Source organism: Gordonibacter faecis (genome assembly GCF_030077735.1).
GTDB classification, from domain to species: domain Bacteria; phylum Actinomycetota; class Coriobacteriia; order Coriobacteriales; family Eggerthellaceae; genus Gordonibacter; species Gordonibacter faecis.
The window spans coordinates 24,140-39,659 of record NZ_JASJEU010000020.1; the positions used below are offsets into that span (position 1 = coordinate 24,140).

General features: G+C 61.4%; 8 protein-coding genes and 2 pseudogenes. 4 read left to right on the forward strand and 6 right to left on the reverse strand.

Features of this window, described 5'->3' with window-relative positions; translation table 11 throughout:
* Positions 1-25 precede the first annotated feature (25 nt).
* A pseudogene (locus QNJ86_RS13925) lies at positions 26-103 on the reverse strand (hypothetical protein); the annotation flags it as partial.
* Positions 78-251, reverse strand: coding sequence for a hypothetical protein (locus tag QNJ86_RS10055; RefSeq protein WP_283830937.1), 174 nt, complete (start codon positions 249-251; stop codon positions 78-80). The gene QNJ86_RS10055 and the pseudogene QNJ86_RS13925, both read right to left, overlap by 26 nt.
* A gap of 586 nt (positions 252-837) precedes the next feature.
* On the opposite strand from QNJ86_RS10055, the gene QNJ86_RS10060 reads away from it, so the two are divergent.
* Both QNJ86_RS10060 and QNJ86_RS10065 read left to right on the forward strand, forming a co-directional pair.
* Positions 838-1,794, forward strand: a complete 957-nt coding sequence (locus tag QNJ86_RS10060; protein ID WP_283832488.1) for a MarR family transcriptional regulator — start codon at positions 838-840, stop codon at positions 1,792-1,794.
* Complete coding sequence (locus QNJ86_RS10065; protein ID WP_283832490.1) at positions 1,788-2,555, forward strand: hypothetical protein; 768 nt, start codon at positions 1,788-1,790, stop codon at positions 2,553-2,555. The genes QNJ86_RS10060 and QNJ86_RS10065 overlap by 7 nt, the downstream gene beginning before the upstream one ends.
* 228 nt (positions 2,556-2,783) lie before the next feature.
* On the opposite strand, the gene QNJ86_RS10070 is transcribed toward QNJ86_RS10065, so the two are convergent.
* From QNJ86_RS10070 to QNJ86_RS10080, 3 genes are read right to left on the reverse strand one after another with little or no spacing between them, the layout of a single operon-like run.
* Positions 2,784-5,480, reverse strand: a complete 2,697-nt coding sequence (locus QNJ86_RS10070) for an RICIN domain-containing protein (protein ID WP_283832491.1) — start codon at positions 5,478-5,480, stop codon at positions 2,784-2,786.
* A gap of 38 nt (positions 5,481-5,518) precedes the next feature.
* The gene (locus QNJ86_RS10075; RefSeq protein ID WP_283832492.1) at positions 5,519-8,197 is read right to left on the reverse strand and encodes an RICIN domain-containing protein; all 2,679 of its coding nucleotides are present in this window, start codon (positions 8,195-8,197) and stop codon (positions 5,519-5,521) included.
* Complete coding sequence (locus QNJ86_RS10080) at positions 8,190-11,483, reverse strand: RICIN domain-containing protein (RefSeq protein WP_283832493.1); 3,294 nt, start codon at positions 11,481-11,483, stop codon at positions 8,190-8,192. The genes QNJ86_RS10075 and QNJ86_RS10080 overlap by 8 nt, the downstream gene beginning before the upstream one ends.
* A 237-nt stretch (positions 11,484-11,720) precedes the next feature.
* Between QNJ86_RS10080 and QNJ86_RS10085 the strand changes: the two genes are divergently transcribed.
* Complete coding sequence (locus tag QNJ86_RS10085; protein ID WP_283832494.1) at positions 11,721-13,268, forward strand: hypothetical protein; 1,548 nt, start codon at positions 11,721-11,723, stop codon at positions 13,266-13,268.
* A 91-nt stretch (positions 13,269-13,359) separates the two neighbouring features.
* On the opposite strand, the gene QNJ86_RS10090 is transcribed toward QNJ86_RS10085, so the two are convergent.
* Positions 13,360-14,364 (reverse strand): glycosyltransferase, encoded by a 1,005-nt coding sequence (locus QNJ86_RS10090; protein ID WP_283832495.1) that lies wholly within the window; start codon positions 14,362-14,364, stop codon positions 13,360-13,362.
* 135 nt (positions 14,365-14,499) lie between these two features.
* Between QNJ86_RS10090 and QNJ86_RS10095 the strand changes: the two are divergent.
* Positions 14,500-15,492 (forward strand): annotated as a pseudogene (locus tag QNJ86_RS10095) (glycosyltransferase); the annotation flags it as partial.
* Positions 15,493-15,520: the final 28 nt, after the last annotated feature.

Here is a 15,520-nt window from a genome sequence, read left to right on the forward strand (position 1 = left end):
GCGACGGGCAGTTTACGAGTGCACCGTCGTCGATATGTTGGATTGTTTCGGGAAGGGAGAGTGACTCTACAGAAGAGTCAGTGAATGCCCCCCCCCCCCGCAAGGTTTTTGAGGGTAGTCACCGTATAGGTGTCACTACCACTAGCTACCTGGGTGGGGACGGAGATGGTTTTGAGATCGGTGGCGTGGATGCCAACAAGAGAAACGGACGTACCGTCTTCGTTCACTTCGAAGATAAGACCTTCGGACACAAAGGTGCCAAGAGTTGCTTTGGGGGTTCCTTGAACAAGAGGCAGAGCGCCTGTGGTTTGAGAATCAAGTGCAGGGGTGTAGGTGCTAGGTAATCCGGCGGAGGTCGCGCCTTGGGTATCTCCTTGGGAGATTAGAGGCTCAGAAAGCCCCCCCCCCCCGGAGATTTTCGGCTTCAGCACCAAAGGCTGTTACCGTACCCGAAAACGCGAGGCTCGCGACCAGGACGACAGAGACAGCGGTCTTTGCTGCCTTGCCGTGTGTGCGATTGCTTGTCAGCCGCATGGTAATCGCTTCCTCACTTCGTTTCGGTTTACAACGTGCTCAGCATGCGTACATGCCGAGTTCCCCAGACTAGTGCCCGGGATGGATATATTCGACAGTATAGCCACAGTTTCCATTTTGCAAAGGGGGCAATTTTGGAAAACACGTTTACAAAATCCAACAGGAATGCTTGAAAAATTACAGCACATGTTGGACAACAGAGCAACAACAAGCCATTTTGGATAGCAAATGGCCATTTATTGTTTTCAAAAGTAAAGTATACTTTCATTTCATTAGCAACTATACAAAACTTGGTGGAATGCTATGAATGAACTCGAAAAATACCTTCATGAAGCGCTCGGCTTAAGGATTGCCTGTGAAAACTGGCGTCCTTCTGACGGCCTTCCGTTTTTCCTTTCACGTGCGGCATCGTACACGCGCTGTGAAGTTAACAACATCGCGTTCATTGCTGCAACAATAAAAAGCGAGGAAAGTCTCCCCAGCATCAAGAGGGTCCACAAGCAACTCGGTAAATACACCGACCTGCCGGTTGTTATTGTCAGCGAAACACTAGATGCGCGGCAGAGGAAGGCACTCGTTGCGCAAGGGGTGCCGTTCGTTGTTCCTGACGTTCAGGCTTTTCTCCCCTTTTTCGCCCTGGCAGCAACAGCAAGGGAGCCGAAGAAATATCGCCGGGAAGGCCGCCTGTCTTCTCGGGCTCAAGCCGCCTTCGTTGCCCTCGTCGCGCATCCCGAGATCGCAAGCGCCGCAGAGTTGAAAGAAGTGAGCGGCCTCACGGCGAGCGACGTGTCTCGAGCCTTGGCAGAACTCGACGAGCAGGAACTCATTGTCCGCGAGAAAAGCGGAAGAGCACTGCTGTTCAAATGCGAACGTGACACAAGCGAGTTGCTGAAAGCCGCGAAATCCTTGCTGTCCTCCCCCGTCAGTCGAACGCTTTACGCCAAACGCAGCGCGGCACTCGATGCGCTACCCAACGCCGGCGAGACCGCCTTAGCCGAACGATCCATGCTTGCAGTTCCAGCAATTGTGTGCAAAGCGGTATCCAAAAAGGGGCTGAAAAATTTAGCTTTCACGGAGGTGCTGGAGGGCGAGATAGACGACAATGACACTATCGAGCTCCAAGTGTGGCGCTACGAGCCACTTGTCGCCGGCGGGAAAACTATCGACAACGTGTCTCTAGCCCTTTCACTTGCCAGCATGGAAGACGAGAGAATTGAAAAAGAACTAAACGTCCTGTTCAACAAGGAGAATCTATGGTAACACACGAAGTCAAAGGCTTGGATCGTTTCAAAGAGCACATGGCAGGGCTCGAGGATTGCTATGCGCTTATTGGCGGAACCGCATGCGATGTTTTGTTGCGGGACGCTGACTTTGATTTTCGTGCCACAAAAGATATTGACATGGTCCTTCTTGTAGAGGGACGTCTCCCTGAAACCGCTGCAGCAGTATGGCGGCTCGTGAAAACAGGGGGTTATCGTTGCGGATGGAAGGGTTCGACACACGCCCACTTCTACCGCTTCACGGAGCCCTCCGACCTTAGCTATCCCGTCATGATTGAAATCTTTAGCGCGGCACCTGACTTCATAAACGAAGATGCCGAGATTGCCGTAGCGCCCCTTCCCATTGATGACAAAATATCAAGCTTATCAGCCATCCTTTTAGACAAGGATTACTACGGGTTCATGAAAGAAAGCCGCAAGGTTGTAAATGGCGTTGCCGTACTGGACGAAACCGGTCTCATACCGTTCAAAGCGAAGGCGTTTCTTGACCTCTCTCAAAGAAAAGCATGCGGGGAACACGTTGATTCCCGTGATTTGAAGAAGCACAAGAACGACGTTCTGAGACTAGCTCAGCTCTTAAGGCCTGGCCACTGCATTGATCTTCCAACAACAATCGCAGCGGATATGACGGAATTCTGCAACACAATTGCCAACGACGAAGTAAACATGAAGCAGTTGGGAATCCCTGCGTCCTACAAAGAGATTATTGAATTGATCAGGGATACCTACCGCATCATTTAGATGCAGAAGGTGAAACCGTCGTGCTCGATGCTTGGCGTAATTAGTAGCGCGTTAGCGCGTCACTCTTCTTCGCGGCGAGCAGTGCGCAAAAGTGTGACGCGACCTGGGTTTTCGCGCTGGCGCGCGAAAGGGCGCTTCGTGAAGCGCCCCTACGTGGATTACCTTTTTAGTTATGTTTATCGTGCAGGCAAGAGCCCTCGTCATAATAGCGCGGAAGCGCTTTGCCTCTTACCAGTAGTACGAGTTCGGCAAACCATCAACGCGGATGGCTTGGCCGTTTTTGTAGTAGGTGCGTTGGGCGGCGGCGGTGCTGGGGCCGGTGTACCAGGACTGGGGCTCGATGTAGTCGAACCACTCGGGGCGGATGCCGTACATTTCGCACGTCAGCGTGTTGCCGGGCGTAGACACCACAATCTTCACGGGGAAGTCGAAGTCGTTGCGCACCTTGAAGTCGGATGAGCCGTAATCGACCATGGCATCGAGGCCGATAGGCACATACGTGGACGGCACGCTGTGGTTGCGGCGCTGCACAATGGTGAGGCCAGTGCGGATGGAAGCGCCATACAGCGTCGTGGAAGCCTGGCAGATGCCACCGCCGTAGCCGATGCCGCCCACGATGCCCGCCGGCAAGTATCCCTGAGCCGCCCCGCACGGACCCGCCGTACCGAAGAACGACAGCGTCTGCCCAGGCTGAATGATAACGCCGTTGAACGAGTTCAACGCGCGCTGCATGTTGTACGTACCGTTAAACGTATTAGTGGAGTACGTGGTGAAGGAACCGATGAGATCGGTGAAGTCCTCGGGAATATACGTCGTGGGCACCATGCGGAATGACTGAGCAGGCGTGTTGTTGGGCGTCCACGTTTGCGCGTTGGCGCCGTCCCAGCCGCCCGCGCCCTCAATGTCGAGCGCGAGGTCGCCACAGGCAGACACCAAGCGATAGCTTCCGCCGCCCACGTACTCGATGCGCCAGCGCTGGGCATCCGTGCCACTCTTGGCCCACTGTTGCACGTTGGTACCGGGCTCAACGCCGTAGTCGCGCACATCAAGCGCCTTCTTAGAACGGGCGTTGATGATGACGTAGTAGCCACCACCCGCACCGTACACGTTCCATTTCTGAGCGCCTGAGCCGTTGGGGGTCCACACCTGCACGTTGGCGCCGTTGGAGCGGGAAGCCCCCGTCACGTCGAGCGCACGGCCGTCAGCAGCGCAGATAATCTCGTAGCAGCCTTCGCCGGCGATCTGGTCAACCCGACTGGGCGCGAACGCCTGAGCTGCCGTACCGTTGGGTTCGTAGACGCCGAGGGGGCACCCATCCCAGTCGCCCGCGCCGGACACATCGAGGGCCTGGCCGGATTCCACATTGACCAGCGCAATGCCACCGAGCGGCGCAGCCTCGACACGCCAACGCTGGGAGGCGGCAGGCACGCCCTCAGGAGCGAACGTCTGTGCAACCTTGGAGCCACTTTGGGTCAACAGCATTCCCGAGCAAAGCGCTTCCAGGCTCACGGTGCCATCTTCATACGTTGCCACGCGCCAACGCTGGGCGGGCGTGCCGTTCCACGACCATATCTGAGCGCCACCACCCTGGGCAAACGAGCCACCAGCTATTTCCAATGCACGAGCCGAACCCGTGCGCGCACGCAGCGACCAGAAGCCCTCGGGCAGAAGTTCCGTCACCGGTTCAAGCATAAAGGCCTGAGCAGGAGTGTTGTTCGCCGACCAGGTTTGCAGAGCAGTGCCGTTGGCGGTGGCGCCGCCGGCCACATCAAGCACGAGGCCGTTGGCCCGACACACCACTACATAGCCGCCCTCGGGAAGCGCCTTGAAGGCCCACTGGCGGTTCAGCGCCGACTCGCGCCCCCACTGCTGCACGCGCGAACCGGGAGCGAGGGAGCCCGCATCGGCATCGAGCAGCTTGCCGGAGCTGACCGAACGCAGTTCGTAGAAGCCCTCGTCGCTCGGCGTCACCGAAAACGCCTGCGCCAGGGAGCCGTTGCGCTCCCAGAGCTGCGCGGCCGCGCCATCGGTATCTGAGCCACCCGCGATGTCGGCAACCTTGCCGGACGCGGGATTCACCAGCGTGTAGATGCCCGCCGTGAGCGCTTCGCCACCAGGCACCACCGGGTTCGGGGAATACAGGGTAAACACCTGAGCCGCCGAATCAGTCTTCTTCGCCAGCACAAGGCGTGCGCCATCGGCATCGGCCCCACTTTGAACCGCCAGCACAAGCGTGGGATCAAGGAGGCTCACCAGCACATACGTGTTCTCAGCGGGCCCCGCAACAAGGCACCACCGCTGAGCGTCGGTGCCGTTGCGCGTCCACTGGTTCACGAGCGTGCCTTCCTCAGCACGCCCGGCCTCCACATCAAGTGCCTTAACCGTGCCTTCGCAAACCACCTCAACGTAGCCATCTTCGTCAGCAACAAAGCTGAAAGCTTGCGCGGCGCTCTTGTTCGAACGCCACAGCTGCACCCGCGCGCCGTCGGCTTGCGAGCAAGAGGCCACATCAAGCACGCGCGTGGGAGCGCATCCGGGCGACAGCGCAAACACCCCTTCCGGTGCGGGCGCGGGCGCAGGCATCTCCGGATCAGACGGGGTGGTCGGCACTTCAGGAACCTCAGGCTTTGCCAGCGGGTCAACCACACCCTCAGGCGCGGTGTCTTCCGAAGTACCGCCCTCGGAAGTTCCCGCCTCAGGCGCCACAGGCTCAGGCTCAGGCACGCCCGCCACTTCCCCGCCAACAGCGCCCGACACCTCGTCACCCGCGGGCACCGCGGGCTGCGGAGCCTCCACTTCGCCCGACCCACCAGCCGCCGGAGCCTCCAGCGCGTACGCCGGCACGGCAAAGAGGCTAAGCGACATGCTCAGCGCCATCGCAAGCACGCATCGCGCCAGCTTGCCCGCTCCATCCACCTTTTTCACAGTAGTTCCCCTCTCGTCGCGCTCGGCCGCCCGAGACACTAGTACCATCCGCACATGCTGTTCGAAGACGCCTCCACAATGCCGGCCGCGAGGAAGCGCGCCACGTCGTCTTGGCGTTTGAAATAGGTTTCCATATCTTCCTTGCGGTCGATGAACGCAATCTCGCAGAGAACCGAGGGCAAGCGTCCGCCGCACACCGCCAGCGCCGATTTCTTCATACCTCGGTCGGGCAAGCCCGTGCCGGTCACCAGGTAGGAATGCATGATCTTTTGGAATGCGGGCGAGCCAGCCGCCGCGTTGTAGGAGTGGATGTAGGTTTCCGTACCCGTGCCACCTGCGGCGTTGAAGTGGATGGAAAGGAACGTCGAGCAGCCCTTGGCCACCGCGTCGGGGTGGCGGTCCCAGTAGGCCTCGCCATACCCCACGATGTATTCGATGCCGCGGCGGTCGAGTTCTTTCGCCACCTTGTCCACCAGCTCTTCGGTCAGGTCACATTCGCGATAGCCCTGGCTGCACGCCCCCGCGTCCACGCGGCCGTCGCCGTTGCTGTTGTAGCCGTGACCTGCGTCCAGATACACCTTGAACGCCTTCGTGTGTTCAAGCGAGAACCGCTGTGCGGCCGTGTTGCGCAGGGGCGCGAGCGCCAGCGTACCGCCCGCATTCGTGAGGTACTCGCCCGTCCAGGCGGACTCCACGTAGTAGGTGTCGGAACCGTCGTTGGCCGGGTAGAAGCGCCAGGTCTGGTTGTCGCCCTCGGTGCGATCCCACTGCTGGAGCACCGCGCCCGTGCCGGTGTCAATGTCCAGGTAGCGCGACGAATGCACGTTGACGAAGTAGTAGCCGCCCCAGCCGTCGGCCAGCACCTTGAACTTCTGAGCGTAGCTGCCGTTCGCCGCAAAGAGCTGGACGCGCGCACCGTTGTGCCCGGCCGCCCCCTGGATGTCCACCACCGTGCCGTCGGTTGCGCTGCGCAGCACATAGGCACCCTCATCCACCGCCGTGGAGGTGTCGGTTTCCAGCAGCGTGAAGCGCTGCGCGGCGCTGCCGTTGCCCGTCCACACCTGCACGTTCGCGCCGTTCGCGGCCGAGCCTCCCGTCACGTCGAGGAACAGGCCATTCGCCTTTGAGCGGAACGCGTAGGCATCGCCGAAACGCACCGGCTTCCATAACTGCGCGTCCGAGCCGTTGTAGGTGTACTGCTGCACGTTCGTGCCGGGCACCTGACCAGCCGCAGCCACGTCGAACACCTTGCCCGAGGCCAGCGAGCGAATGACGCAGAAGCCATCGCCGCGCACCTCCACGTTAAACTTCTGCGCCCAGGTGAAGTTCGTGCGGTAGAGCTGCACGTTCGCGCCATCGGCATGACTTGCCGCGTCGATATCCAAGGCGTAGCGGCCGCTGAGCGCGCTTTCGATAACGTAAAGGCCCTCGTCAGGCATCACGTTTGCGGGCGCGTCGAACGTCCAGATTTGCGCGGCGGAGCCGTTGCTTTCGTAGGTTTGCACGTTCGCGCCGTCGAAGCGGCTGGCACCTGCCACGTCCAGCACGAGCCCGCTGCACGCTGAGATCACCGTGTAGCCAAGGCCGCCCGGCGCGCGCTCAACCGCCCACTTCTGAGCCGCGGAACCATTGGCGGCGTACTGCTGCACGTTCGCGCCGTTGGCCGCGGAGGCTCCGGCCACGTCAAGCACCTTGCCCGTGGCGAACGTTTCCACCGTGTAGTAGCCCGTGGTCTCGTCGTACACGAAAACGAACTCCTGGGCTGCCGTGTCGTTGCGCGTGTACATTTGCACGTTCGCGCCGTTATTCGTACTCGCGCTAGCCACATCAAGCACCGTGGTGCCGGCGCGCGACGAGAGCACATAGGTGCCGTCGTCAATGGTGCGCTCGGGGGCGTCCACGAAGAAGCGCTGGAAGCGGCTGTTGTCGGCCGAACGCACCACGAGTGCCGAGGCGTTGCGCGCGTCAAGCACGAGATCGCTTCTCAGCTTCGAGGCAAGGCGGTAGGAGCCGTCACCCGCGGCTACGAAGCGCCAGCGCTGGGCGTCGGTGCCATTGTCGGCATAGAGCCCCACCCGCGTACCATCGGCCGTCGAGGCGCTAGCCACGTCAAGCGCCTGCTCGGTTTGTACGTCTATCAGGGCATACCATCCGCCACCCACTGGCCTCAGGAAGAAGCGTTGGGAAGCGGCGGATGTGGACGCGGATAGCGTGAGCGTGGAGGCATTCCGTGCGTCAACCACGCGCGTGCGGTCGGCGGCCGAAGCGAGCGCGGCCACCTGGGGTAGATCCGTGGCCGTCGGGCCTGTGAGCGCGCGCAGGGCGATGTCCTCATCTTCGGACGGGTCGGCTGCTTCCGTGTCTTCCGCATCCGCGTCAGGCGCGTCCGCGTCGCCCGCAGCGGGGTCAACGGTCTCGGTGCCTGGCGTGTCGCCTCCCTCGCCGGGAAGCGCCTCGTCGTCAGGCGAGGGCACCTCAGGGGTGCTGGGGGTTTCGACCTCCGGCCCGGGAGCAGGCGCTTCGCCATTGTCACTTTCAGGAAGGGCGCCTTCCCCACCCGTTCCGGGCACCTCTTCCGTAGCCGCAGCACCTCCCAAAGCCGCATTCTCGGCGGCCAGCGCTGATGCCGGCGCGAAGACCCACAGCGCCAGCGCTACGGCCAGGACGGATGAAAGGAACGCGTGCGCGCCGCGGCGCGCGGTGGGAGTATTACGCATAGCTGGGCACCACATATCTCAACTCGGGGTCAACCACGCCGCTCGCGACGTAGCACTGGTTCATCAGGCGGGCGATCTTCTTCGCCCACTGCACGTCGGTGGCGTACTGGTGCCACCCGTAGGCGTGCGTGGCATTGCTGGATGCAACGTCCCATTTCATGGCGTAGAGCGTGGGTTGGGCGTTTCCGGACGTGCGGTACACGTAGTTCGAAGCAATCCACTTCGCCGCGCCTTCCACGGCTGCGTCGATGCTACTCCAGCCATTCTTGATGGCCGCTTCAATGCCGTACTTGTGCGGGTCGGAGTCGTAGGCTCCAATGCCGAACAGGTTGTAGTACGTGCCCGGCTCGTAGCCCGGCAGCTCTGCACGGTACCAGTTGCCGTCGGTGCCCAGGTAGTCGTAGCCCGTGCCGTCGTAGTAGGCGCCCTTCGCCAAGCGCGAGAAGCCCCAACCGCTCTCAAGGCACGTGTGGGCCGCAAGGTACACCTCATTCAGGTTGTAGCGTTTCGCTGCAGCAACAAAGGCTGCGCCCTTGCCTTCCAGAACGCCGCCCTCACCGTTGGTGGCCAGGTAGCCATCGAGCTGCCAGCCCTCAAGACCCGTGTAGACGCGCAGGTCAGCGAACTGGTTGAAATCCGCGCCGCCACTGTTGTTCGGGTCGAGCGCGCCGCGCAGCTCTTCATCTGAGATGTCAGTAATATAGGGGTTGCCCGCGCGCTGGTAGCCCATCATCTCTTCAAGCGTGATGCTAAGAAGGTCGTTGCTCACCGCACCGGCTTCCACCAGCTTGAACTTCTGGGCGGCCGTGTCGTTGGACCCGTAGATGCCCACCGACACGCCATTTGCGGCAACGCCAGCTTCCACATCGAGGCACGACTCACCGCCGCCCACTACGGCGAACAGGCTGTAGTACCCGCCGCCCGCATACTCGAAGCGCCACGCCTGCGCACGGTTGGTGGGATCGCTCTCCCACTGCTGCACCGTGCCCGCGCCCGTTGACGCGTCCACCTGGCTGTCGCGCACGTCGAGCGCCTTGCCCGACCCCAGGCACACGAGGCGATACGTGCCGTCAGCCTGGCGCGACACCTGGAACTTCTGCGCCGCCGTGCCGTTGGACTGGTACACCTGCAGAAGGGCCCCGTTGGCGGACGAGCCGTCACGCACGTCAAGCACGTAGGAACGATCAATGGCGCTCTGCACCGTGAACAGACCTTCCACGAAGGGAGCCGTCTCAACAAGCTGCCACTTCTGGGCCTCGGAGCCGTTGGCGACATGCACCTGCACGTTCGCGCCATTCGCCGCCGAGGCACCAGCCACGTCAAGCAGCTGGCCCGTCTTTTTGTTGACGAGCGCCACACAGCCGTCACCCGCAATGGAGGCGCGCCATAGCTGCGCGTCGGATTGGGTAGGCGTGCGCAAGCTCACGTTGGGGCCCACGCCGCCGTCCACGTCCAGCACCAGGCCCGACTTCGCGCACTCAAGCGTGTAGAAGCCCTTGCCCTTCGCCGTCACCTGGTACTTTTGCGCCAGGCTGCCGTTGGAAGTATAGGTTTGTACATTCGTGCCGCTGGTTTCCCCGCCCGAGGCCGCGTCAAGCACAGTGCCGAGCGCGCTTTTCACTTCGAAAAGGCCCTCGTCTAAAAGCTGTGCTTCGTGGAAGTTCCACGCCTGCGCGCTCGTGTTGTTAGGCGTCCAGGTTTGCACGTTAGCACCGGACGTGGCTGACGCACCTGCCACGTCAAGCACGAGGCCGCTGCACGCGGCGCGCACGATAAACGTCCCGTCGCTGCGTGTTTCAATGGCGAAGCGCTGGGCGAGCGAGCCGTTCACTTCGTACTGCTGCACGTTTGCGCCGTCGTACCCGCCCGCGCCCGCCACGTCAAGCACCTTGGCCGAGGCGGCATTGCGCAGCGTGTAGTAGCCGCTTTCCTCGTCGTAGGTTGCTTCGAACTTCTGGGCGAGCGTGCCCTCATCAGACCCGAGGCGCACGTTCGCGCCATCCGTCGACGAGCCGCCCGCCACCTCAAGGGCAAGCTTGTTCGAAAGCGCCGAGATCACCGTGTACACGCCGTCCTCAATGACGCGGCCGGGGGCCTGCTTGAACGTCCAGGTTTGCGCCGGCGTGCCGTTTGCGGCGTACTGCCATACGTTCGTGCCGTTCTCCATGCCGCCCCATTGCAGATCGAGCACCTTGCCTGAGCAGCCCGAACGGATAACATAGCCGCCCGTGACCGCCTCCACACTCCAGAGCTGCGCGGCGCCGCCATTCGCGGCATACTGCTGCACGTTCGCGCCGTCATCCGGCGAGGCGTTGGTCACGTCAAGCAGCTTGCCGGACGCCACATTGCGCAGCGTGTAGTAGCCCGAGGCCTCGTCATACGCAACGGCGAAACGCTGCGCGGCGCTCCCGTTCGCGGTGTAGATTTGCACGTTGGCGCCATTCGCAGAAGAGGCGCCCGCGATGTCGAGCCCCTTGTCGGGTGCCGCCAGCGTGCGCACCTCGTACAGGCCATCTTCCACCGTGCGCGCCGCCTCGCGCAACGCAAAGCGCTGAGCAGGGGAATTGTTGTACGTGTACAGCTGCACGTTCGCGCCGTTGGCCGCCGAGCCGTCAGCCACGTCAAGCACGAGCGCGCCCGTGAGGCCCGAAGTGGCCGACGACAGCGCCGAGGCCACCACATACGCCCCGCCGCCCACGTCAACGATCTTCCACTTCTGCGCGAGCGAGCCGTTGCGCTCGTACTGCTGCACGTTCGCGCCCGCCTCCGCTCGGCCGGCCTCAACATCAAGCACCTTGCCCGACGCAACGTTTACTAAATAGAAGTAGCCGCTACCCGCCGCCTCGGCGCGGAAGCGCTGCGCGGGAGAATTGTTATCCGTGTACTGTTGCACGTTCGCGCCGTTGGCCTTCGAGGCCGCCGCCACGTCGAGCACCTTGCCCGAGGCCTGGTTGGCAAACACGTAGATGCCCTCGGCCTTGGCGGCCGCTAGCTCAATGCCGCTTGGTTCAGCCGTAGGTTCAGGCTCTTCGGATGCGGGCGCTTCCGGTTCCGCAGGCGAGGGAACGCCATCCTGGGGGGACGCGGGCCCTTCCGGAGTGTCTACGGGAGCGCCACTTTCGGGCACTTCGCCTGTGCCTACGCCCTCCGGCTGCGATTCGGTTTCCTCACGCGGTGCGGCGGTTTCGCCACCTTGCACGCCTTCGATTTCCGCCGCCCATCCGTATGTGGGCGTCAACGCCAGGCACAACATCACGCACAACAGCGTCTTCGCTCGCTTTGCCATACACGCTTCCTTCTTCTCGTCGTTTTCCTGTGTCTATGATACCATCCTTCGCCAATGCCCCACCTGAAGAGCCTTCTCACCTCGCCGAAGCGCCGCACCTTTTTCCGTGCGCGGCAGCTGGTGAAGAAAACGAGCAGGTGCGCCCGCTTCCGCCAACACGCGCAAGTCACTCGTCATTTGCTGGTATCATACCGGGGAAGCCATCTTGAGTCCTTTTGCCTGCAAGAGAGGGAATGCATGATCCGCAACAGAGAAGGCGCGCACGAGCGTCCCGCCGTATCGATACCCGTGTACGCCCTGGTCACCGCGCTTTTGGTCGCGTGCTTCCTAGGCGTGGGCGTGCTCAACAACGCCGCGGCCGTGTATCAGGGAACCTCGTATGACCCCTCCATTCGCCACTATGCCGACCACGATCAGTACGCTCGGCTTGCCGACGCGCTTTTGCACGGCTCCGTTTCGCTTGACCTTCCCGTGCCCGATGAGCTGGCCGAATTGGAAAACCCCTACGCGTTTGAGAACCGCGACGCCATTCAAGACGGCGGCAACGTGCCTATCTTTTGGGATCATGCTTTTTATGAGGGGAAGTACTACTGCTACTTCGGCGTGGTGCCGGCGGTGCTGCTGTACGCGCCGTATCAGCTGATCACGGGCTCATGGCTGGCCACGCCAGCGGCCGTAGCGTTTCTGGGATCGTGCTTTCTTGTGTGCGCGGCGCTGTTGCTCTACCGCGTGGCGCGGCGGTGGTTCGCGCGTTCCGCCACTACGGGCTCGCTCGTGCTGGTGCTGTTGTGTATGTTCGCGGGCAGTAACGTGGTGTATCTGGGCTTTGTGCCGACGTTTTACTCGGTGCCTATTCTCACGTCCATGGTGTTCACTATGTTGGGGCTGTGGTTTTGGATGGGCGCGCGACGCGAGGGTGGGACGAGCGGTGCCCATGGCGGCGTGACGCTTTCGGCGTGGCATCTGGCAGCGGGTTCAGCGTGCATGGCGCTTAACCTGGGGTGTCGCCCGCAGTTTATGTTGGCGTGTTTCTTGGCACTGCCGCTGTTCTGGCGCGAGATAACGCGCGAGCGCCTGTTATTCTCGCGCGCGGGACTGGGTTCGACCCTTGCGGCGCTCGTTCCGTTCGTTGTGGTGTTTGCGCCGCTGTTTGCTTATAACTATGTGCGGTTTGGCTCGCTGCTTGACTTTGGCAGCTTCTACAACCTTACCGGCTTCGACATGATTGGTTACAACCAAAGTTGGCGCCTCACGCCGGTGCTGTTGTTCTACTACCTGATCCAGCCCTTCAACCTGTCTGGAAGTTTCCCGTTTGTGCAGGCGACCGACCTCACCTACCCCGTGAGCTGGGCGCCGTTCGAGCCCATGTACGGGGGGTATTTCTGGCTCGTGCCCTGCGCGCTTTTGGTGCTGGCTCTGCCCGTTGTGCGCCGCGAGTTGAAGCAGCGGAATTTGTGGGGAATCAGCCTGCTCATGCTGCTGTTCGCCGCCGTGGTGCTGGTAGCCGACGCGCGCACGGCTGGCATTACACAGCGCTACTTCAGCGACTTCGGCTGGTACCTCATGCTGGTGGCCGCCTTCGTACTGTTCTCCCTCCAAGCGCGCGCTGGCGAAAAGGAAGAGAAGGGAGCGCGCAACTACCGCATCCTGGTTGTTGTGCTGGCAGTGAGCCTTGGCATATCGGCCCTGGTAGGGCTGCTGTCGCTGTTCTCACCCGTCCACTACGCTTCCATTGCAGCCCTCAACCCCGCCCTCTACGACGCAGTCGCAGGCTTATTCGGCTAGCGAAGAGGCCATTCCCCCATACAACAATCGGCGCGGTCCGCAAGTTAAAGCGAGCCGCGCCGATTCTATTCATGTACAGTGGCGGGAAACCCTACAGAGCTTCTTTGTACTTCTCGAAGAAGGCGTCGGGGTCGGCCATCAACTCTTGGGCGATGCCCCAGTCGTAGTCGTTGAAGCTTTCATGACGCAGCATTCCCTCGGCTTCGGCCTGCTTGAACTCTTCGGCCCAGCGGCGCACAAACTCAAGGCGGCACTCCACGGCAATGCGGTTGTAGTTCCACCGGTACGTGTCCAGCTTCATGGCGTTGAGCAGCGGTGCAAACGTCGCGAAACGCTCGGGGTCTTCGCGCAGAAACGCCTCGGACGTGGCGTACTCGCCGCACACCTCAAACACCTTCGCCGCCGACTTCACCGACGAGCCGGCGTTGTCCACGCGGTAGTGCAAGTAGGCGGGCTTGAGCAGAGCCACCCGGCGTGCGGCAAACCACACGCGCTGCACAAACGACGTATCCTGAAACGACGCCCCCGGCGTCTCATTGAAGCGAATGCCCTCGTCAACCAGCATCTGGCGGCGGTAGAGCGCCGTCCAAATAATGGGCAGCACCTTCACCACGGCCTGCATCTCGCGCGGATCGAACACCTTCTTGTAGGGAAAGCCCGCGAACGGCTCCTGCGGGGCATCTTTGCCGTCGCAGAACTCGAAGTAGTTCGACTTCACAAGATCCAAGTCGTGGCGCGACGCGAACTTGTACAGCTGCTCGAACATCTCGGGCGAGGCGAAGTCGTCGGATTCCACAATGCCAAGGTAGCGCCCGCGCGCCGCGTCGAGCCCGCGGTTCATGCTGGCGCCGTAGCCCGAGTTCGGCTTATCCACAATGCGGAAGCGCTCGTCCGCTTCAGCATACGAGCGCAGAATGTCGAGCGAGCCGTCGGTCGACCCATCGTTGATGCAGATGAATTCAATCTCTTGCAGCGTCTGCGCCTTCAGGCTGTCCAGACACGCAGGCAAAAAGCGCTCCACGTTGTACACCGGCACGAGCACCGACACTGCCAGCTCGCCGGGTGCAAGCGGCTTCTTTCGCGCGAACAAACCCATAACCATCCTAACCGTCGAAGATGAAGCCCAAAACGGGGCATTTTGCCAATCGGCTTCCATGGATTATAATGCAAACCGCTTGCGTCGCGTACCACGCCGCCAAGCACTCTACCAAAACCAACCCACGCGCGAAAGCCCTCTATGAAACCTAACGTCTCCATAATCATTCCCATCTACAACGTGAAGCCGTTCCTTGAGCAGTGCCTGGAAAGTGTGCTGGCGCAGGACATGCCCGAGATTGAAGTCGTGTGTGTGGACGACGGCTCAACCGATGGCTCAAGCGACATCATCGACCGTTTCGCCGCACGCGATGAGCGCATTGTGGCCGTGCACAAGGAGAACGGCGGCTACGGCAAGGCCGTGAACAGGGGGCTCAAGCACGCCACGGCCGACTATATTGGCATCGTGGAGCCTGACGACTACGTGGATCCCACCATGTACCGCACGCTGTGGGAAGCTGCGCAGCGCCACGGGTGCCCTGACGTGGTGAAAGCCGCCTACTGGCGCGTGTGCGCTGCGGGCACCGAGGAAGAGCATATGCTGCCCGCAAACTACCTGCACTGTGTGAGCAAGGTGGACGAACCTTTCCAGCTGGCCGAGGATGCCGAGTTTCTGTTCCATCACCCGAGCATCTGGTCGGCCATCTATCGCCGGTCGTTTTTGGACGAGCACAACATCCGCATGCGCGAAATCCCGGGCGCTGGCTGGGCTGACAACCCCTTCCTCATGGAAACGCTCGCGGAGGCGCGCACGATTGTGTACGTGGACGAGCCGCTGTACTTCTACCGCGAGTTCAACGTGGGCTCGTCAAGCAACGTGAAGGACCCGTCCATCATTTATGGCCGCTGGCTTGACATGGACGACATCGTGAAGGCCCAGCACATCACGGCACCGCGCATCCTGGAAGGCCACTACAACCGCGGCTGCGCGTACCTGGAAATGCTGAACGACGACTTCGACGTGGAAGATCCCGAGATCAAGCGCAACATTAAAGCCATGGTGGCGCGCATCGACTACAACGCGGTGATTACCTCGCAGAAGATCCCACAGAACTACAAAGACGCCTACCAACGCCACGTAAGCGCCCCCGCCCGCCTCACCCACAAGATAGGCCGAGTGTTTAAGTAGACGCTCTTTTCCAGGCAACAAAACTGTG